At 44.0% G+C, this 18,568-nt stretch carries 17 protein-coding genes, 2 tRNA genes and 2 pseudogenes; 9 read left to right on the top strand and 12 right to left on the bottom strand.

Features of this window, described 5'->3' with window-relative positions:
• The first annotated feature begins 42 nt into the window (after positions 1 to 42).
• The gene (locus FTT73_RS00105; protein WP_180190836.1) at positions 43 to 960 is read left to right on the top strand and encodes a DMT family transporter; all 918 of its coding nucleotides are present in this window, start codon (positions 43 to 45) and stop codon (positions 958 to 960) included.
• A gap of 68 nt (positions 961 to 1,028) precedes the next feature.
• On the opposite strand, the gene FTT73_RS00100 is transcribed toward FTT73_RS00105, so the two are convergent.
• The gene (locus tag FTT73_RS00100; RefSeq protein ID WP_180190835.1) at positions 1,029 to 2,435 is read right to left on the bottom strand and encodes an FAD-binding oxidoreductase; all 1,407 of its coding nucleotides are present in this window, start codon (positions 2,433 to 2,435) and stop codon (positions 1,029 to 1,031) included.
• Positions 2,436 to 2,475: 40 nt separating this feature from the next.
• The gene (locus tag FTT73_RS00095) at positions 2,476 to 3,807 is read right to left on the bottom strand and encodes an APC family permease (RefSeq protein WP_180190834.1); all 1,332 of its coding nucleotides are present in this window, start codon (positions 3,805 to 3,807) and stop codon (positions 2,476 to 2,478) included.
• A 96-nt stretch (positions 3,808 to 3,903) separates the two neighbouring features.
• Here FTT73_RS00095 and FTT73_RS00090 point away from each other — a divergent pair, with 96 nt between their 5' ends.
• A complete protein-coding gene (locus FTT73_RS00090) occupies positions 3,904 to 4,263 on the top strand; it encodes a helix-turn-helix domain-containing protein (RefSeq protein ID WP_005095181.1) in 360 nt (119 codons plus the stop codon).
• A gap of 355 nt (positions 4,264 to 4,618) precedes the next feature.
• Here the strand turns inward: FTT73_RS00090 and FTT73_RS00085 are convergent, their stop codons facing one another.
• The 3 genes from FTT73_RS00085 to FTT73_RS00075 are packed head-to-tail and all read right to left on the bottom strand — an operon-like array spanning position 4,619 to position 6,645.
• Entirely contained in the window at positions 4,619 to 5,014 is a 396-nt protein-coding gene (locus FTT73_RS00085) for a hypothetical protein (RefSeq protein WP_180190833.1), read from the bottom strand.
• A 20-nt stretch (positions 5,015 to 5,034) separates the two neighbouring features.
• Positions 5,035 to 5,661: a DUF1294 domain-containing protein gene (locus tag FTT73_RS00080; protein ID WP_005095177.1), complete on the bottom strand. Its 627-nt coding sequence runs from the start codon at positions 5,659 to 5,661 to the stop codon at positions 5,035 to 5,037.
• 36 nt (positions 5,662 to 5,697) lie between these two features.
• Entirely contained in the window at positions 5,698 to 6,645 is a 948-nt protein-coding gene (locus tag FTT73_RS00075) for a homoserine kinase (RefSeq protein WP_180076130.1), read from the bottom strand.
• A gap of 113 nt (positions 6,646 to 6,758) precedes the next feature.
• Here FTT73_RS00075 and hisF point away from each other — a divergent pair, with 113 nt between their 5' ends.
• A complete protein-coding gene (gene hisF, locus FTT73_RS00070; RefSeq protein ID WP_005095173.1) occupies positions 6,759 to 7,517 on the top strand; it encodes an imidazole glycerol phosphate synthase subunit HisF in 759 nt (252 codons plus the stop codon).
• 597 nt (positions 7,518 to 8,114) lie between these two features.
• Here the strand turns inward: hisF and FTT73_RS00065 are convergent.
• Entirely contained in the window at positions 8,115 to 8,759 is a 645-nt protein-coding gene (locus FTT73_RS00065; RefSeq protein ID WP_074383899.1) for a hypothetical protein, read from the bottom strand.
• 110 nt (positions 8,760 to 8,869) lie between these two features.
• Between FTT73_RS00065 and FTT73_RS00060 the strand changes: the two genes are divergently transcribed.
• Positions 8,870 to 9,889, top strand: a complete 1,020-nt coding sequence (locus FTT73_RS00060) for an AraC family transcriptional regulator (RefSeq protein ID WP_180190832.1) — start codon at positions 8,870 to 8,872, stop codon at positions 9,887 to 9,889.
• Positions 9,890 to 9,990: 101 nt separating this feature from the next.
• On the opposite strand, the gene FTT73_RS00055 is transcribed toward FTT73_RS00060, so the two are convergent.
• Positions 9,991 to 10,236 (bottom strand): hypothetical protein, encoded by a 246-nt coding sequence (locus FTT73_RS00055; protein ID WP_005095167.1) that lies wholly within the window; start codon positions 10,234 to 10,236, stop codon positions 9,991 to 9,993.
• A 77-nt stretch (positions 10,237 to 10,313) separates the two neighbouring features.
• On the bottom strand, positions 10,314 to 11,396 hold the full coding sequence (locus tag FTT73_RS00050; RefSeq protein ID WP_100534509.1) for a DNA/RNA non-specific endonuclease: 1,083 nt from the start codon (positions 11,394 to 11,396) through the stop codon (positions 10,314 to 10,316).
• A gap of 265 nt (positions 11,397 to 11,661) precedes the next feature.
• Here FTT73_RS00050 and FTT73_RS00045 point away from each other — a divergent pair, with 265 nt between their 5' ends.
• A complete protein-coding gene (locus tag FTT73_RS00045; RefSeq protein ID WP_100329483.1) occupies positions 11,662 to 12,237 on the top strand; it encodes a hypothetical protein in 576 nt (191 codons plus the stop codon).
• Positions 12,238 to 12,316: 79 nt separating this feature from the next.
• On the opposite strand, the gene FTT73_RS00040 is transcribed toward FTT73_RS00045, so the two are convergent.
• Positions 12,317 to 14,197 (bottom strand): potassium transporter Kup, encoded by a 1,881-nt coding sequence (locus FTT73_RS00040; protein ID WP_180041128.1) that lies wholly within the window; start codon positions 14,195 to 14,197, stop codon positions 12,317 to 12,319.
• A gap of 121 nt (positions 14,198 to 14,318) precedes the next feature.
• On the opposite strand from FTT73_RS00040, the gene FTT73_RS00035 reads away from it, so the two are divergent.
• The 3 genes from FTT73_RS00035 to FTT73_RS00025 all read left to right on the top strand — a co-directional run bounded on the left by FTT73_RS00035 (position 14,319) and on the right by FTT73_RS00025 (position 15,282).
• A tRNA-Ser gene (locus tag FTT73_RS00035) sits at positions 14,319 to 14,409 on the top strand.
• Positions 14,410 to 14,775: 366 nt separating this feature from the next.
• A complete protein-coding gene (locus FTT73_RS00030; protein WP_005095157.1) occupies positions 14,776 to 15,003 on the top strand; it encodes a hypothetical protein in 228 nt (75 codons plus the stop codon).
• 203 nt (positions 15,004 to 15,206) lie between these two features.
• Positions 15,207 to 15,282: transfer RNA gene (locus FTT73_RS00025), tRNA-Thr, on the top strand.
• A 76-nt stretch (positions 15,283 to 15,358) separates the two neighbouring features.
• On the opposite strand, the gene FTT73_RS00020 is transcribed toward FTT73_RS00025, so the two are convergent.
• The 3 genes and pseudogenes from FTT73_RS00020 to FTT73_RS00010 all read right to left on the bottom strand — a co-directional run.
• Entirely contained in the window at positions 15,359 to 16,207 is an 849-nt protein-coding gene (locus tag FTT73_RS00020) for a cyclopropane-fatty-acyl-phospholipid synthase family protein (protein WP_005173172.1), read from the bottom strand.
• Between the two features lie 3 nt (positions 16,208 to 16,210).
• Entirely contained in the window at positions 16,211 to 17,518 is a 1,308-nt protein-coding gene (locus FTT73_RS00015) for an FAD-dependent oxidoreductase (protein WP_100329486.1), read from the bottom strand.
• Positions 17,519 to 17,932: 414 nt separating this feature from the next.
• Positions 17,933 to 18,445: pseudogene (locus FTT73_RS00010) on the bottom strand (pirin family protein); the annotation flags it as partial.
• 34 nt (positions 18,446 to 18,479) lie between these two features.
• Between FTT73_RS00010 and FTT73_RS00005 the strand changes: the two are divergent.
• Positions 18,480 to 18,568 (top strand): annotated as a pseudogene (locus tag FTT73_RS00005) (transposase); the annotation flags it as partial.

The following is an 18,568-nucleotide window of genomic DNA, read 5'->3' as shown; positions in this document are numbered from 1 at the left end:
TTCGGACCTCTTTTTTATTTTTTAATTTTCTGATCTCCTGGCATGTCTACACTTATTTCCAAAAATCACTCCGGCTGGATGGTAAAAGCGCCGCAACTCGCCCTGATCCTGATCACCATTATCTGGGGCGGCAGTTTTATTACTGTGCAATACGGGCTAAATTTTAGTAGTCCGATTATGTTTGTCGGCCTGCGTTTCGCTGCGGCAGCGCTTGCCATCACCCTGATTTCACTGAAGTCGCTAAAAGGCATGAACCTGAAAGAGGTGTTTGCTGGTGTGGTGATTGGCGTCATGATCGCCATCGGCTACGGCACCCAAACTGTGGGCTTGCAGACCATCAGCAGCAGTGAGTCGGCTTTTTTAACCGCCTTGTATGTTCCACTGGTTCCGATCCTGCTCTGGCTGCTGTTTGGTCAAAAACCTCAGGTGATGACCTGGATCGGGGCATTGTTTGCCTTTATCGGGCTGCTGTTTTTGACTGGTAATGGCTTTGCAGCAATTCAGCTCAGTTTTGGACAAACTTTGACTTTACTTGGCTCCATTGCCATTGCCCTGGAGATTATTTTGATCAGTTATTTTGCTGAGCAGGTGAATATACGCCGGGTCACAGTACTGCAACTGATTTTTGCGTCCTTGTTCTGCTTTATGATTGCACCTGTTTTAGGTGAATCTCAGCTACCTGAATTTCACTGGCATCTGGCAGGCATTTTAGTCGGTTTAGGCATTGCCAGTGCGATGATTCAACTGGTCATGAACTGGGCACAACGTAGGGTAGATGCATCACAGGCAGTAATTATCTATGCCGGTGAACCGGTATGGGCAGCGCTTTTTGGCCGACTTGCAGGAGAACGCCTACCTGCACTGGCACTGTTGGGCGGATTGATGGTGGTACTGGGCGTAATTGCCAGTGAATGGAAACCGAAGTTTTTAAAGCGGAAAGTAAAAGAACAAATCACTTAATTTCCTCTTTTTAATCCCCCTAAATTCCCCTTTTAAGAAAGGGGAATTTTTTATATTTGTATTTAATTTTAGAAAGATACCATCTTGCCCGGATTCACCAATGCTCCCAGTCCATAGGCAGTTTTGGCAATTGGAATCACCACAGGGGCAAGTGTGCGACCAAACAACATATCCTGATGCTGAATAGTGGTCAGCATATTGAAATCATCTGCCTTGCCACAGAAATCATCTGCAATTGCTTTACCGATACGCACCGTTTGCGCCACACCATGCCCACTCCAGCCTTGCACGGCATAAATCGGGAATTTATGGCCAAATTTACGGCTGTCGGCTGCACCATTCATGGTCAGATCCGTGGTTCCACTCCAGACAAAATCCAGCTCAACCTGTTTTAATTGTGGGAATACATGCTGAATTCGACCTAACAAATACTGATGGGTTTTTTCAGGACTCCAACACGAACCTGTCCCTTCACCACCAAATAAAATTCGGTTTTGAGACACACCCCGGTAATAATCAATCTGGAACTGGGTGTCGTAGACAGGCGCATCGGTTGGCAATAGCTCTTTTAAATTTACTTCTAAAGGCGCTGTGGTACATACGTAAGTATAAAATGGAATTGTGGTTCGATTGTTCTTTTGCAGCAGTTTAAACGAAGCATGATGTACGCCCATGACCACACTCTTACGCGCTTTTATTACGCCACTTATGGTCGTGACATAAATCCCATCTTCACGCTCTTCTACTGACACCACTTCAGTTTGTTCAAACACCTGTCCACCGTTTTGGCAGAAGCCATAAACCAGTCCACGGTTCAGTGCGAGTGGATGGATATGTCCCCCCAGCGAGTCAATTAGACCACCACAATAATTCTCTGAAGCAATATGCTGTTTCAGCTCATGCTCACCGACAATTTTGGTGTGGTCTTCACCTAAAAATTTACGTGCATCTGCCCCTCGAGTTAAACCAACCAAGTGCCCTTCATGCACTGCTGCGGTAATATGTCCACGTTTACGCTGTAGCTCAAGTTGGTATTTTGCTGCAATGTCATCGATTAAAGACATCGCTTCAGTAGAGCTAAAGTGCCAGAGTTTTTTTGCATCTGCATAGCTGAAATGCTCAATCATTTCTGACGCTTCCCAACGCGCTAGCCCCGGTGTGAGCTGTCCACCATTACGTCCTGAAGCAGCGCCACCAATGCGATTTTTTTCTACCAAAATGGTATCTATGCCATGTTCAGACAGATGGAGTGCTGTCGATGCTCCAAGTAGCCCACCACCAATCACCACCACATCACATTCAAGATCGGCATTTAAACCTGGAAACGCATGCCCAGTTTCGAGTGAGCTTTCATAGTAATTGGCAGGATGTTCAAAATTGCCATGTTTGGGATTAATCCAGTTCCACTCTTTGCCACTCTGTGTATTAATACTGGCTTTAAATTCGACATCTTCAATAAATTTTGGTTTATTCATTTCATCTTCTCACTATTACTTCAATACAATTGATTCGATTTTAGTAAGCACTACTAATCACAATATTCTGTTTACGCAGACGCTTATACATATAGAGCAGCACGCCTACTGCGAGCCAAATACAGCCACAGATCAAAGCTGACATTTCCAGGTTGATCCATAAACCCAACATCACGCCCACCGAAAGCAGGGGCAAAACCAAGTTAAGGAAGACATTTTTTAAGCCTTGACGCTGTTTGTCCTGAACAAAGAATTTTACAAATACCGAGAAATTCACTGCAGTAAAGGCAATCAGGGCACCAAAACTCACCATACTCACCACTGTCGCAAGATCAAGGCTGATGGCGAGGAGTGAAGTTAAGCCAATGAACAGCACGGCATAAAGTGGTGTACCCAACTTGTTATGCACTTGACCGAATGTGCCTTTATGGAAAATTCCGTCACGTCCCATGATATGGATTAAACGCGAGGCACTGGCATGAGTCGCCAAACCTGAAGCAAAGGTATTCATGATTTGCGCGCAGAGGAACACCGCCTGAAATAGTGCCCCACCGACATACATCACAATTTCAGGCAATGCTTCATCGGGGTTGTTAAAGCGGACATTGCTGGGGAAATACAACTGGATAAACCACGATGCCGAGAAGAAAATCACCCCGCCTGTCAACGTGGTCAGCATTACAGCACGTGGAATATTTTTTTTCGGGTCTTTAGTTTCGTGTGACATCGTCGTCACGGCATCAAAGCCCAGAAACGAGAAACATAAAATTGATGCCCCGGCAATTAACGGCAATATACTGCTATCACCGTTCAATAATGGCGTCATGGTCAGGACATAATGATAACCTTGCTCCGTACCTATACCCTTGATCACCAGATAGATAAACAGCAGCATTAAAATCAAGGGAGCCACCACAAAAATCAGGCTTAAGTTCGCCAAGATATTAATGCGGAAACAGTTAATCAGGGTCACCAAACCGGTAAAGATACAGACCCACACCCAATATGGCACGCCTGGAATCAGGGCTTCCAAATAGATCCCGGCCAGTAAAGCATTCACGAGCGGCAGCAATATATAATCCATTAAGGCACACCAGCCAACAAAGAAACCGGCTTTCGGCCCGCAAGATTCCGCCGTATAAGTATACGCCGAGCCCGGTTTTTCTGTCTGGCGACTAAAGCGCGCATAGCTGAATGCCGTTAACAGCATGGCACCTAAGGCAAGGATATACGCGAGTGGAACACGTCCCGCAGTGATGCCGGAAACAATCCCAAAGGTATCAAAAACAACCATCGGGGTCATATATGCCACACCAATGATCACGACCTGCCACAAAGACATTTTTTTGAAAGCAACTTGTGCTTTTTCCATTGATGTCACCTGAACATTATTTATTTTCGTTATTTGTTCAATTGCAATGACTATGCCATATAATAAAAATATAAATAAATTGAGTGAGGATGGAAAATGCCAAAGTACAATTTAGAAACTCGAATTGCAGCCATTCAGATGTATAAAAAGACCGATTACAAGGTGGCTGTCTGTAAAGAATTTGGCATCTCTCGGGTGACTCTGGATGCATGGATCCGCCTTGAAGAAGAAACTGGCGACTTGGTCCAGAAACCTGTAAAAAACCGCGGCGCACCGGGCCATATTAAAGATTGGAATGAATTTCAAGTGTTTGTAAGATCTTTAAAATTTCAAAATATTAGTGATTTGGTTCCAATATTTGAACAGCGCTTTGGTTATGCAGTTTCTTATGCGGTTCTGGTGCGTGCTATTCATGTTTTAGGCATGCGTCGCCGTCGTGGTCGCTTTTATTCTTAAATTAAAAATGAGCCCGACAATAAAATAATTCGACCCATTAAATTTAAAAAAATAAATGTACATTAATGTAAGTTTATTTTATTAAAAACGTAAACTATATTTATTAAAAAAGTAAATTTATAAAACAAAAAAGTAAAGTCTAAATATTAAAAATGTAAATTTATAAAATTAAAAATATTTAGCAATGTTCGTCATTATGTTCAATGATGATAAGAATTGCTCCCTAAAATGGAGCAAGCTTGAATAAAAGTGGTGCGAGTTGGTAATTTTTTCAGCCTATGCAGACAGATGGAATCCGTTCTATTGCATGAGGCATAAAAAAGCAGCACTTTGGCTGCTTTTTCTACAATAAAATTTAGGATTTATACATCGGTCGATTGTCATTCAAGCGCATGATGCCACGAATCGCCCGATACACAATCCAGATCCAGGCCAGAAAGACCACCAACAAACAGAAAGCGGATGCACCAAATGCCACGCCTGCAAACAGGTTCGGATCTTCGCCAGTAAAGAACAGAAACAAAAATGGAATAAAGGCAATGATATTCCAGACCAGATACCACCAGAAACTGCGGATCTGCCAGGTGAAGTGGCTTTCAAAAATTGAACCACGCACATCGCGACGTTTGACATAGTTAATGATCAACGCCACGACAGCCAAAAGGCCAGCACTAAAAATGGCCAAAATATATAGAATGTACAGTGCAAAAGTCAGTGTGCGATTTGGGTCTTTATCAATGGAATAGTTCACGTCCCCTCCTGATCTTTCCCCTAAATATTTAAACTGTTAAATGGGGAAATTAGCCATATAATCAAAATGATGTTAAAGGCTATAGTACAAAAATATATCTGTCGGAACGGTTGTTTTTGTGTTTTATGTCGCAGTTTTTGCTGGGCTAACCAGGCTGCTGGCCAACCACCTAAAAAAGCCACCAGATGCAGGGTATTTTCCGGAATACGTTGCTTACCCGATTGCGCCGCTTCCTTGTCCTGCGCATACAACCAGTAACTCAATGCATTCATCAAACTGATCAGCAACAAGACCAGTCCGCTGAGCAGACCGCCCAAAGTCAATGCGGTCAGCAACAGAATATAAACCACACAGGCAATCTGCATCGGTTGTAATTTCTGTGACTGCTGTTGCTTGGAGGGTTTGAATTTAGCCTGAGACGTTTTGGTTTGCGATGCTTTCAGATACATGACCTGCTGTGCTTTGTATCGTCCGCGCTCATCTAAAATGACCGTGTACTCTAAGGCACAGCCGACAATCGGACGCGGACCTTGCTTGGCAAAGTCCTTGATATGCAGAAATACGCGATCTTTGGCCGAATCATTGGGCTGAATAAAGCCATAACCCTTGTCATCAAACCACTCCACTAAACGCCCCTGATCGCGCATATCCCCTGTCCTTTTGTCTTTATAAATTTTAAATATTTAAGCTGTAACGAATTTTAATCGCTCAATCAACATATTACGCATCTCGACTGGATTTTTTTGCAAAATATCTTCGCCAGTACGACCCAAGGCCGCGTTACGCTGTGCCACCTGTAACCGCATCATCCAGAAGCGACCTGCGGCCATGGCCAAGTACAACTCTAAACATGATTTTTCATCTGCTGTTAAGGGGCGGACGCTTTCATAGGCATTTAAAAAGACAATGGCTTTTTCTTCGTTTAAAGTGACATCCGGATAGTTGGTGCAAAAGTCATTTAAAGTAATCGCGATATCAAATAAAAATTCATCTTTGTTTAGTTCATAAAAATCCAGAATACCGTTGAGTTGATCACCCTCAAATAAGGTATTGTCCCGGAACAGATCGGAATGAATAAAGCCACGTGGACGATCTGGATAGACTGCTGTTAAAGCGTCATACAGGCCTAAAAGCTTGCCGAGCAACACTTTATCGGCCGGACTTAAACTTGGTTTGATTTCTTGGGACACTGCCAGCCAATACGCATGATCACGCACGAAATTACGTTCTAATTTGAAGTCCTGCAATGCCACATGCATTTTTGCCTGAGCGATAGCAATCGCTTCAACTTGTGCCACGGTCGATGGCATGGGATGCTCACCCAACAGGCGCGGTGCAATCTGTGCCGGTTTATCTTTAATACTGTGAATAGCCTTGCCTGAATGCGATAAAGGCACCGGAACGGCCAAGCCTGCTTTGCCCAAATGTTGTAATACAGGCACAAGTTCCCCTGCCGCCTGTTCATCCATATCCTCAAACACCGTTAGCACATAGTGTGCGTCTTCGCAGACCAAAAAATAGTTGGTATTTTGAATACCGCCTTGAATCGGAATCAGATCAACCGCCTTTAAACCGTAGGGCGCTGCAAAATCCTGAACTTCCTTTAAAGTCAAAGTGGTATAAACCGACATAGAAAACCTGCGAAAAAACTTACATAATTTTGCTAGAATACCGTTTCCATCTGCCAAGGTGTAGCGCTTGCGTGGGTGAGTTTCATAATCGGCTGTAATAATTGGAAAAATTTATGCTAGCTAAACGTATTATTCCTTGCCTCGACGTTGATAATGGTCGTGTGGTCAAGGGTGTTCAATTCCTTGATATTCGTGATGCAGGTGACCCAGTTGAGGTCGCACGTCGTTATAACGAACAAGGTGCCGATGAAATTACTTTCCTTGATATTACCGCTACACATCATGGACGCGACACCACTTACCGTACTGTAGAACGTATGGCTGAATCGGTTTTCGTCCCCCTGACGGTCGGTGGCGGTGTGCGTAAAGTCGAAGATATCCGTTTGCTACTCAATGCTGGTGCAGATAAAGTCAGCATCAACTCGGCAGCAGTATTTAATCCGGAATTTGTCCAAGAAGCATCACAACGTTTTGGCGCACAATGTATCGTGGTCGCCATTGATGCCAAAAAAACCGGCGAAGATAAATGGGAAATTTTCACCCACGGCGGCCGCAAACCGACCGGCATTGATGCCTTGGAATGGGCAGAACAAATGGCCAATTACGGCGCAGGTGAACTCCTGATTACCTCAATGGATGCCGACGGCACCAAAGCCGGTTATGACATCGCCCTGATGCGTGCTATCAATGACCGCGTCACTGTACCGACTATTGCCTCTGGCGGTGTAGGAAATTTACAACATCTGGCAGACGGGATTATTCATGGCGGTGCTGATGCGGTACTGGCAGCGTCAATTTTCCATTTTGGTCAACATACCATTCCTGAAGCCAAAGCCTATATGGCAGCGCAAGGCATTGAAATGCGCCTTTAATTCAAAAACGAATTCCTATTTAAAAAAAGAGCATCACAACGATGCTCTTTTTTATTTCTACAGGATAAGCCTAGGCAATAAATCATTTGGAAAATATTCTCATCATCTGTGGTACATCCGGGTTTGCTCTAATGATGACTGCTTTGAAAAAGTATATCCATCGTTCTGTGGATTAAAGTAGAACAGCAAACACGACAAAAAAGAGTTAATAGAAAAGGACTTGTATGTTCAAAATGATGTTTAGGGATTGTTATTGATCAATAGCCGCCGGACAGCACGAAGCTTTCCAGTGCTGAGCAGCTTAAATATAAAGGACGTTATTTTCTTTCAATATTCACCCCAGTATGAGGATGAACAAGATCGCTCTATTTTGACCGATATTCAAAAGTAAAAATTAAATAAAAAAAAGGAGTCTCGCGACTCCCTGTAAAAACCAAGATTAGACTACAGCGCTTGGTATTCAAAATAACTCATTACACCTAAAACATATCAGTATGTGGCTTCACTCACCAACAACCGTGAATATAGGCCAAATAAAAAGGACAATATTGACAATAAATCTGCATTTTATTGACAAATCACGACAAGAACCGGGTTTTAGCGATTTAATGGCCTATTTAAGTGATTGGTCGCAGGATTTTTAGCAATTTTAGCCGGAGTTTCTGCCCACTTGGCTGGAAAATAACGGTCTGCCCAATAGTTCAGTTTTTTCGAGATCGGTGCAGGCAATACCATACCTAAAGGGTTCTGCTCCTGTAAATCTGCGGAGGAAATCACCCGGGTACCCAGCAGATAGTCGAACCAGGGTTTGGTCACACACCAGTTGGCATCCTGATTACTATTCATGTGATGATCATAATGCCAAGGCAGCTTTTTTTTGGCCCATTCTGGCTCCAGATGGGCACGACGATGCCGATAATAATAATTGCCTGCACTATATAATACGGCCAGCGTCATCCCTTTGGAAAAAGGATAAAACGTCAATCCAAAGACTGTAGCAACCACGGCAAGAGAAGCAATTTCATTGCGGGTACGCCAGTTGTTCAGTCCTTCTACATAACCGAAATCGGAAAATTCCGTTTTACGCACAATGCGGTGATGTTCCCAATGCGAACACATGCTTTCTGGAACCGGACTATAGCGGCTCTGTCCTTGGCGGTGAATTCCATGTAACACATATTTATGCGCAAACCATTCAAATCCATTGGCAACGACGAGTCCTGCCAGAAAACCTTTCCACATGATCTTTTACCTCTTGGTCTATTTTTCAATATAGGCTAAGTAAAAGACTAGATATTGACCAAAATATTCAATATGATTGACAAAATACGACAAAATAAAAGAATTAAAAAATGCTGGTTCTAAAAAACTACGTAGGCTCGATATACGGTGGTTTAGGACATTTACTTTTGGACTATTATCAGCTGAAACAGCTCGAAGTCCCTGAGAAATTATTGGCCATTCAAAATCTGGAACGCTTTGATTTTACTCTGTGGCGTGATCTGCTGACGACACTTGATCAACAGCTGCAGCGCCCGGCTTTGGGCCTGGAAATTGCGCAACTGGTCGAGACTAAACATCTCGGGATTATCGGTTATCTGGCACTTTCCAGTGACACGCTGGGTGAAGCCTTCATGCGCTATCATGACTACCATCGCCTGATCTATGATGGTAGCCCGCTACAAATCCAGGGGCAAGGAGATCATCTTTCGATTGCCTGGGGTGAGGTTCCTTTTAAGATGAGTACGCAACTGACCGATGAAATCGCGATTGCACTCATGATCGAATTTATTAAATCGAATATTCTGGATAATAATCATCTGCATCTGCATCTGCATGAAGTGCATTTTCAGCATCCAACACCCAAAAATATAGCATTGTATGAACAGTATTTCCGCTGCAAGGTTCGTTTCGGTCAAGCCAAGACTCAAGTCCTGATGCCGGTCAGCGAGCTGTCTACGCCTTTAAAACAGGGTGATCAGACCCTACAAAAGCTTCTGAAACAACAAGCTGAAGCTTTACTGGAAAAATTCCCCAATTCCACCCAAGTTGACCAGCAGTTACAGCAGGCGATTCTGGTGGGCCTGCAAAAAAACCAGTTCCAGATTGAACATATTGCCCAGCAAATAAAATTCTCTGTCCGTCAGTTACAACGACATTTGCAAAAGCAGGGTAAAACCTATCAGCAATGCATGCAGGAAATCCGCTCTATGATGGCAATGCAATATTTAAAAGATCCGCATTTAAGCTTACAGGAAATTTCCATGCTGCTTGGTTACTCCGAGCAGAGTGCATTTCAGCGGGCCTTTAAGCAATGGACCCAGCTGACGCCACAACAATGGCGCTTAGAATCTTTGGCTCAGACAGCTTGAGACGCTGCAATGCTGAGACTAAAAACAGTAAAAAGCCCAATAGGAATATTGGGCTTTGTGTCTGGTTCCAGATGGAACATTCTCAAACAAATGAAAAAATCTTATAAAAATGGATTTTCAATTTCGTCCAGATCATCCCGCTGCAGCTTTTCTGGCAGATCTACAGTATTTTCCAGTTGCTGCACCACATCATTTACAAAAGCCTGCAAAACCTTGGCAGCCTTAAGACCTTCCTGATCCTTGGTGATCTGCAAGTTTCCATACAGGCTGACACAATCCAGATCATTTTCCAAGGTCAGATCATGAATGGCATGGGATTCACTGCCATTTTCAAATGCTTTAAACATATCCTCTCCACCTGTCTTTGTTATTTTCAATAATGGGTGAGATCGATGCTACTCGAATCCCACTTTTTTCAGCAAGTTTATTTCAATAACTGCAAAATATATTGCAATAGCGCATCTATCAGCTGTTTTACAATCGTATTTTGGGTGTCGTTATCGATTGCACCACCAGTCGCTGAGGACGTCGAGGTATTTGAACCTGAAGATTTAAACTCACGTTGCAGTGCCTGCAAGTTTTCTTTAGAGACATCTTCCGCACACTGGCTTTCTGCATCCCAGTTAGAATATTCGATTTTCTGATTGGCTTTGACCGCCCTGGCCGTCAATGGCAAACGATAGGTATTGCGCTTCTGCTCTTCGGTCAATTGTGGAAACAGGTTAATTCCGAGCTGTTCTTCCAGATAACAGACACTAACAATACGCACTTTGAGCGAATTATCATTCGGCGCATAATAAGCACCAATCGCACCGGTTTTCGGCAGGTAAACTGCCTTATACACCGCCGTCGGTACAATCACGCCATTACCAATGGTTTTTAGTTTTTTCGCCGCAAATACCGGCCCGGTAACTACATAAACATCCTGCTTCTGTTTGGTTACAATGGCACGGGTCGCTTCTTCCAGTTCACGCCAGACCTGCTGATTGTTTTTCGGTGCTTGCGGCACCATATTGGCCAGTGAGAAACTGTCTGACTGTGCAGCCTTATTGGGCATATCCGCATTTGGCGCCATATGCCCGCGATCATAACCGGAACCACGATAATCCGCCAACGTCGCCCGATGCGCAGGTTTAACCTGGGTCTCTTCATGAAAATTATCTTGACGCGGAATTTTCTGGCTTAAGCGTGCCGGTGTGAGTGCTTCAGCCACCCAAAGTGGGGTTTTCGAAACACCGGAATAACCGACGTTAAAGCCATTAAAGCACAGTGAATAACTGTCTTTTTTCAGGCTGTCTTTCATCAGATACGGCGGAACATCACGATAAAACTGTGTCAGACAGGCGGAATCGGATGAAGATGGCAGAGACACCCATTGACTGATTTTTTCCTGACCAAAGGCGATGGCAAAACTACTCGAAGCCACCACACCCAGAATGACTTTAGTACTATTTTTACTTAAAAACTGAAAAAGAGAGTTCTTGGATTTACGCTGCTTCTTGGCCATTATTACACGTACTTTTTAGATCAATACCGATTTTTCCCGAGCTTAACAAGCTGTGTATATGAAGTATATCTTGACCCTGCCATTCGCTTAACAAATAAACAATAATGGCTTAAAAGCCACGAAAGCTGTAACAAACTGTCTATTTTTTATTTCATTTTAAATGAGGTTTCGCAGTCTTTGAGTAGCTTTGATTGGAGCTGCCGGATGAGTATGTAAAGCTAAGCGCCTATCCCAATTCGTACAATTATTAGCAGTGGTGTCAATCATGAATTCCAAACTCTCTAAAATATTAGGTTTAGGATTATTCACAAGTGTAATCAGCGCAGGCGCATTTGCCGAGCCACCGGTTCAACCGGGTGAAACACTTGAAAGCTTGTCTAAAGCTAAAATTAGTACCACGGTAAATGGTCAGGAAGGCTCTCTAGAAACTCTAGTCAACTCTGGTCAAATCCGCCTTGTCGATCCGCGTACAGCTGCGCCACAGCAACCAATGCCAAATACGCAGCCAGCGATGCCAAATGATCCAGCGATGATGCAGGCACCAGGTAATTCAGACATGGTTTCGCCACAACCTCCTGTGGCAGAACCGGGTATGAATCAATCAGACATGCCGGCCAATCTGGCTGAACCGGCCAACAGTACCGAAGTCGAAGCAACCACATCTATGGCTGCGCCAGAACAACAGCCTGTGCTTGAAGAGCAACAGCAAGCCGCTGTAGTTGAAGCCAATATGAATGCACAAACTGAAATTGCAGCTCAAGCCGATGCAGAACCAGTGCTGATGGAACAGTCTTTGAATGCTGCACCTGAAGTGCCGGCTGCCGTAGAACTTGAGCAATAATCCAAAGCTCACTTATTTAGTGTGTCTCCCATAAAAAAACCAGAGTGTGCCTCTGGTTTTTTATGCTTTTTAATTTTATTTACATCTGAATCTGGGTGCCCAGCTCGACCACACGGTTGGGTGGAATCTGATAGAAATCACTGACCGGACTGGTATTGCGCTGCATGGAAATAAACAGCTTTTCCCGCCACGGTGCCATACCCTCACCCACAGTATGCATAATCCGTTCACGTGAAATAAAGAAACTGATCTGCATCAGATCATATTCAAAATCCCATTTTCGATAAGCCTGTTGTAAAGCTAGCGGAATATTGGGCTGATCCTTAAAACCATAATAGATAAATACCCGATAAAAATGCTCACTCAATTGTTCCAGTTCAACCCGATCTTGCTTAGCTACAAAGGGAACATCACGAGTAATGACCGTGAGCATAATATTACGTTCATGCAAGACTTTGTTGTGCTTGATATTATGCAGCATGGCATGCGGGACAATATTTGGTGTACCCGTCAGGAAAATGGCCTCACCTGGCACATATTTGGTACCTTCCCCCATTGAGATACTTTTAATAAACAGATCAATCGGCAAGGCATCCTGTTCCAGACGCTTCAAAACCAAAGCGCGTCCATCTTTCCAGGTCATCAAAATGGTAAACAGCACGGCACCAATCAGAATCGGCACCCAGCCACCCGAGGTGATTTTTAAAGAAGTTGAGGCTACAAAGACCAAATCCAGAGCCAAAAATGGCACAGCAAACAATGCCACTTTCCAGACCGGCCAACGCCATAAACCATAAGCCAGAATCGAGATCAGAATAGTACCGCAGAGCATGGTCATGGTCACTGCAACACCATAAGCACTGGCCAGATTGGCACTATTTTCAAACAGTAAAATCAGGATCAAGACCGAAATAAACAGCAGCCAGTTAATAAAGGGCAGATAAATCTGGCCACGTTCGACTGCCGAGGTATGCTTGACCGATAGACGCGGCAAATAACGCAGTTGAATGGCCTGATTGACCATCGAAAATACCCCGGTAATCACCGCCTGCGAGGCAATGACCGCTGCAGCCGTGGCCAGTCCAATCATCGGGAATAAAGCCCATTCTGGCAGCAGCATATAGAAAGGATTGGCCAGCGCTTCTGGACTGCGCAACAACAATGCGCCCTGTCCGGCATAATTCAGCAATAAACAGGGCAAGACAATAATAAACCAAGCCAGACGAATTGGCAGACGACCGAAATGCCCCATATCGGCATAAATTGCTTCCCCCCCGGTCATGGTCAGAATCACCGCGCCCATGGTCAGGAAAGCCACGTAGGGCTGATCAACCACAAAGTGATATGCCCAGTACGGATTCACCATCCAGAGGACAGACGGGGTCTGGATAATGCTCCACAAACCAAAACCGCCAATGGACAGGAACCAGAGCATGGTTAAAGGCCCGAAAAATTTCCCCATGGTGGCTGTACCGTGGCGCTGCACCATAAACAGCCCCGCCAGAATTCCAATCGATAGCGGTACCAGCCATTGATTGAAAATAGGTGTCGCAATACTCAAGCCTTCAATGGCAGACAGCACAGAAATTGCCGGAGTAATAATACCGTCACCAAAGAATAGCGATGCACCAATAAAACCCAAGGCAATCAGGAAAATTTTCTTTTGATCAGCAATTCGTGTGGTACGCAGATTTAATGCCAATAATGACATGATTCCGCCTTCGCCGTTGTTATCGGCACGCATGATGACCGTGACATATTTAAAGCTGATGGTGAGCATCATGCACCAGAAAATCAGCGACAGGATACCGAGTACAGAGGCCTCGCTAATGGCGAGATGTGCGGTGAGGAAGCATTGGCGCAGTGCATAGAGTGGACTGGTGCCAATATCTCCGAAAACGACCCCAAGCGCAGCCAGTGTAATCACCGGGAGAGCTGCTTTTTGTGCAGTGCTTTGCATATATTGTCTTCGTTTTTAACAAGCATTTTTGCGAATCATAGCACCACATTAAAAGTTTTTCTGCAAATCAATTGTTTCAGCTTGGCACAGCTGGTTTTTTTCGCTATTATCCTCGGCCTATGGTGAGGTGTCCGAGTGGCTGAAGGAGCACGCCTGGAAAGTGTGTAAACGTTTATAGCGTTTCGAGGGTTCGAATCCCTCTCTCACCGCCAGAATTTAAAAACCCGAATCACATGATTCGGGTTTTTTTATTGCCTGAAATTCAAATTCGCATCTGCTTAGAATCATTAAACAATCCATCACCACCATGATTAAAGTTACTATGACCTAAGGAATATGGCTGTTCTAAGACGATTATTCCACCATATTTAAATTTTTCTTAAGCTTCCGTGCTTTTCTAGGTTCAATTTAAAAACTGGCATAAAAATAGCTTAATTCTATTGTCATCAAAGCTATGTTATGGTGCCTACAGAGGTGCTGAGAGGAGAATAAAAACCATAAAATAGAAAGAAATACAGGATTGATCGAGCCATTTAAACTTAAAGCTAAATAGATACACTGCTATTCGGAGAGCGAACATGAATAACAGCGCAAACTATGCAAAACAGATCAAAAATGCAAAACGTGGCGGTTATACCCCAACCATTGCCAAAGACATCAATAAACATAAAATTCAAAAAGCTCTGAGACTCATCGAACAGTGGAGAAGCCTCGCTCAAGAACTCAAACCTCAAATGCAGTTTGATATGGCCTTTACTTTAGAGGAATGTGCACAAGAATTAGACCAGATCCTAAAAAAGCGATAATCCCTTTTAAGCGATTGACCCATACTAAACCCTGTACATTCACCCTCGCCCATATCTGCCTATATGGGCGTTTTCTTGATCTTTCGATAAAAGACAGTTTAGATAGAATGAACCGGAAAAACGGTAAATCGTACCAAAATAGCTTGAACGGTTATTTTTTGGCTTGCGTAGCGAATGAATTTCTGTAAAATGCACTCCACCATGCCGGCATAGCTCAGTTGGTAGAGCAACTGACTTGTAATCAGTAGGTCCACAGTTCGAATCCGTGTGCCGGCACCATATCCTAGCCTCGCTTTTTAGTGAGGCTTTGATGTTTCTGAGCCTTATGTTTTAAGCTAAGTATTCTTGACTGTTTCTAGTCCTTCGATTGTGCCGTTACCTGCACATATCTCACGATCCCTTCCTGATATAATTTTTGACATAGCTTTGCTGTCATTTGAATTTTAAAATGATCCAAGCCTGAGCCTTGAATATGATGACCGGCTTGTTTTGAATTCAAAGTTTTTTGTACATAATCCGCAAAGCCAGAAAATACCGGCTCGGATAGATCCTGAATCTGAATATTTTTAAATTCAAAACGATCTAGACACGCATACAGTGCACCAACAGACATTAATTCTTTTAAATTTATATCGGCAGATTTCAGTAACAGCTGATATTTACGCTTTTGAAATGAATTCAAATTTTGCCAACGTTCCGATAACACCAGATGATGAAAACCAATTCGTGCATTTGGCTTTAAAACACTGCTGATTTGTTGCAAAAGTAACGGAACCGGACTGTGATAAGCTGCATCCAGACACAGCACCACATTAAAACGCTGGGAAAATTGTAATTCGTTTAAACGCAGAAACGAGGCCTGATAGATGGCATTCAGTTCTGGCAGATGTTGCTGAATAGTGGCCACGCAAGCCGCTTGTAATTCGACACCGGCTAGATATTGCACTCGGTAGTGCTGTTGCCAGTGCAATAAACTTGCACCCTGACCACAGCCCAGATCCAGTAATTTATCTTTTGAATTCAAATTGACACACTGCGCGAGCTGATCGGCCAGCGTGCGACAGGCAGCAACATAATCCTGCTGTCCTGCCTGCCAATAGCCCAAATTACTCCAAGGCAATTGCGCCTGATCCCCCAGCGCCGCTGCATGAATTGCATATTTATGCTGAGGAAAGCGCTGACGCAGTGCCTGAAGCCATTGCATCAATTAATAACCCAGTTGCGGAGCAACCTCGACCACAGGTTTTAAACCCTGAAACGGTAAAGGCGCACCGAAAATTTCCGCAATCTTCATCGCTGAGGTCACAGCCGATTCTAGAATGGGCAAACCGTCACATGACCATGAACCGCAGAAAAAGACTTTGCGATTGGCTTCCAGATGACGCTGCTGTAATTCCTTGTTCAGCGCCACGGTATTGGCATCGACCACCGCACGCGTCAGCATGACCGAGGTAATCACCTTTTTCGGGTCAATCTCGGTCACCGGACGCCAGGTCTGAAACACTGCCGACTTGCCGACCAGAGAAGGTTCAATCGAGTTGAGCCACACTGTAAATTGCTGACGGGTAAACTTACGATCCATCATATAGCTCAGCACGGCCCAGTCTTTACGTTTTGGCGGCATCACGCTGGAGTCGGTATGAATCACCAGTTCACCCTGTTCAAATTTGAATTTTTTCAATAATTCAATTTCGCTGGCAAACTGGGTTGGATCCAGGAATTGCTCAATTTTAGTGGTTGGCGTCGCGACAATGACCCGGTCAAACAGTTTTGAATAACCGGCCGCATTTTCAACTTTGACCTGATCGCCCTGCTCTTGAACCAGTGTAATCGCTGAACCATCTTCAATATGAATACCTTCAACCAGTTTGTCGACCAGCGCCGGTGTTCCGCCTTGCAGGCGTAGTAAGGCATCGCCATCAGTCAATTGACGCAGGAAAATCAATAAAGGTTTCGCCGGCCATTCACCAATGGTTTTCGGATTGCAGGTACAAATGGTATACAGTACCGGCATTACGGCGCCATGCCAGAACACTTCTTCAATCTCATTGCGATTGATAAATTCTGCCAGGCTGATGTCCTGATTTTTCGACTTAAAAAATTTGGTTAATGCCACTTTGAGCTGCAACAGGCCCTTGACCAGACGCCAGCCGTACTGCTGCAAGCCTTTACGGTTATTGATAATTGGAATATTGCCGATACGGCTACGCGATGTGGTCAGCCAGGTTTCAGTTTTATCTTCAAATAACCAGCTGCAGGCCATATAGGTACGCACCGGATAAGTTTTAATGCCCAGATGCGTGGCCAGACTCAGGGTGTTTTTCCACAGATAAGGATTCATCACACGTAAAGGTGCATCAATCAGCCCCCCTTCAAATTCAAGGCTATGACTGTCCATGCCACGACCTGGAAGTGCTTCAAAAATCGTGATGTGATGTCCTGCATCCTGGAGAATTCTGGCTGTTGCCAGTCCGGCCATGCCACTACCAATTACTGCGATATCCAAACTGATCATCCGTCATTGAAAAACTACAGAAATTATGTACCATGCGCCAATCAAACAGGTTATTAAAATCTTCCAGAATATATGTTTTTCGTAAAGGCAATTGGACGGGATAAAATCTGCTTTTCACTATTTTTTTGAACAGGTTACAAAATTCACCAAACTCAGGATTTTATTCATATTTTTTCCATATAACCAGAAAAACCACTTTAAAAACAAACATCTTAATTAACCATTTTTATAACCTTTGGTTGACAAACGCCCTTGAAAAACCTATGATTCACAGCATAATAAAACCATAAACCCATCAGATTCCACCAAGATGAGTTTATGCGTAAATTATTTAAAACGACAAGAAACTACAGCGCCTTATAAAATAAAAGCCTCTGCGAAAGCAGAGGCTTCTTTGTTTAACCGCTCGGTGTACTATTCAGCCTGCACCGCAATTTCACCAAATTTACCCTGATTAAACTCTTGAAATGCCTGCATAATTTCTTCCTTGCTGTTCATTACAAACGGGCCATAACCTTGAATGGGCTCATTGAGTGGCTCGCCTGTCAGTAACACAAACTGGGTATCCTGATAGGCTTGCAACTGAATCGCCGGATCTCCATCACGGGCAAACATTATAATTGAGCTGTCCAGGACTTTCTGGCTCGCATTGACCACCAGCTCACCCTTCAGCACGACTAACAGTGCATTATGCCCGGCAGGGATATGTAATGTGGTTTCATATTCCGCTTTCAGTTCACCATCCCAGACATTGATCGGACTAAAAGTATGAGCAGGACCTTGATGACCAGCAAACTCACCTGCAATCACCCGAATATGCCCCGCCTCTTCATCCATTTCAATCCGCGGAATAGCTGCCGCAGTGATCGCCTGATAACGTGGTGTGGTCATCTTGTCTTTGGCCGGCAGATTGACCCAGAGCTGTATAGTCCACACGCCAAAAAACCAATACAATACTGATATGAGTTATCCAATACATTTTAGAAAGAAAATATTAGCCAAGCTTGAAGAAGGTCAATCTATCCGAGCGGTTGCTCAGCACTTCGAAAT

This window comes from Acinetobacter sp. YH01006 (assembly GCF_013420445.1).
GTDB classification, from domain to species: domain Bacteria; phylum Pseudomonadota; class Gammaproteobacteria; order Pseudomonadales; family Moraxellaceae; genus Acinetobacter; species Acinetobacter pseudolwoffii.
Note: the sequence above shows the minus strand (reverse complement) of the source record. Positions and strands in the feature narration are given on the sequence as shown.

Bases quoted from the DNA above. Each gene is read 5' to 3' on its own strand.
- FTT73_RS00105 (WP_180190836.1), top strand. From the start codon at position 43: ATGTCTACACTTATTTCCAAAAATCACTCCGGCTGGATGGTAAAAGCG.
- FTT73_RS00100 (WP_180190835.1), bottom strand. From the start codon at position 2,435: ATGAATAAACCAAAATTTATTGAAGATGTCGAATTTAAAGCCAGTATT.
- FTT73_RS00095 (WP_180190834.1), bottom strand. From the start codon at position 3,807: ATGGAAAAAGCACAAGTTGCTTTCAAAAAAATGTCTTTGTGGCAGGTC.
- FTT73_RS00090 (WP_005095181.1), top strand. From the start codon at position 3,904: ATGCCAAAGTACAATTTAGAAACTCGAATTGCAGCCATTCAGATGTAT.
- FTT73_RS00080 (WP_005095177.1), bottom strand. From the start codon at position 5,661: ATGCGCGATCAGGGGCGTTTAGTGGAGTGGTTTGATGACAAGGGTTAT.
- FTT73_RS00075 (WP_180076130.1), bottom strand. From the start codon at position 6,645: ATGTCGGTTTATACCACTTTGACTTTAAAGGAAGTTCAGGATTTTGCA.
- hisF (WP_005095173.1), top strand. From the start codon at position 6,759: ATGCTAGCTAAACGTATTATTCCTTGCCTCGACGTTGATAATGGTCGT.
- FTT73_RS00065 (WP_074383899.1), bottom strand. From the start codon at position 8,759: ATGTGGAAAGGTTTTCTGGCAGGACTCGTCGTTGCCAATGGATTTGAA.
- FTT73_RS00060 (WP_180190832.1), top strand. From the start codon at position 8,870: ATGCTGGTTCTAAAAAACTACGTAGGCTCGATATACGGTGGTTTAGGA.
- FTT73_RS00055 (WP_005095167.1), bottom strand. From the start codon at position 10,236: ATGTTTAAAGCATTTGAAAATGGCAGTGAATCCCATGCCATTCATGAT.
- FTT73_RS00050 (WP_100534509.1), bottom strand. From the start codon at position 11,396: ATGGCCAAGAAGCAGCGTAAATCCAAGAACTCTCTTTTTCAGTTTTTA.
- FTT73_RS00045 (WP_100329483.1), top strand. From the start codon at position 11,662: ATGAATTCCAAACTCTCTAAAATATTAGGTTTAGGATTATTCACAAGT.
- FTT73_RS00040 (WP_180041128.1), bottom strand. From the start codon at position 14,197: ATGCAAAGCACTGCACAAAAAGCAGCTCTCCCGGTGATTACACTGGCT.
- FTT73_RS00030 (WP_005095157.1), top strand. From the start codon at position 14,776: ATGAATAACAGCGCAAACTATGCAAAACAGATCAAAAATGCAAAACGT.
- FTT73_RS00020 (WP_005173172.1), bottom strand. From the start codon at position 16,207: ATGCAATGGCTTCAGGCACTGCGTCAGCGCTTTCCTCAGCATAAATAT.
- FTT73_RS00015 (WP_100329486.1), bottom strand. From the start codon at position 17,518: ATGATCAGTTTGGATATCGCAGTAATTGGTAGTGGCATGGCCGGACTG.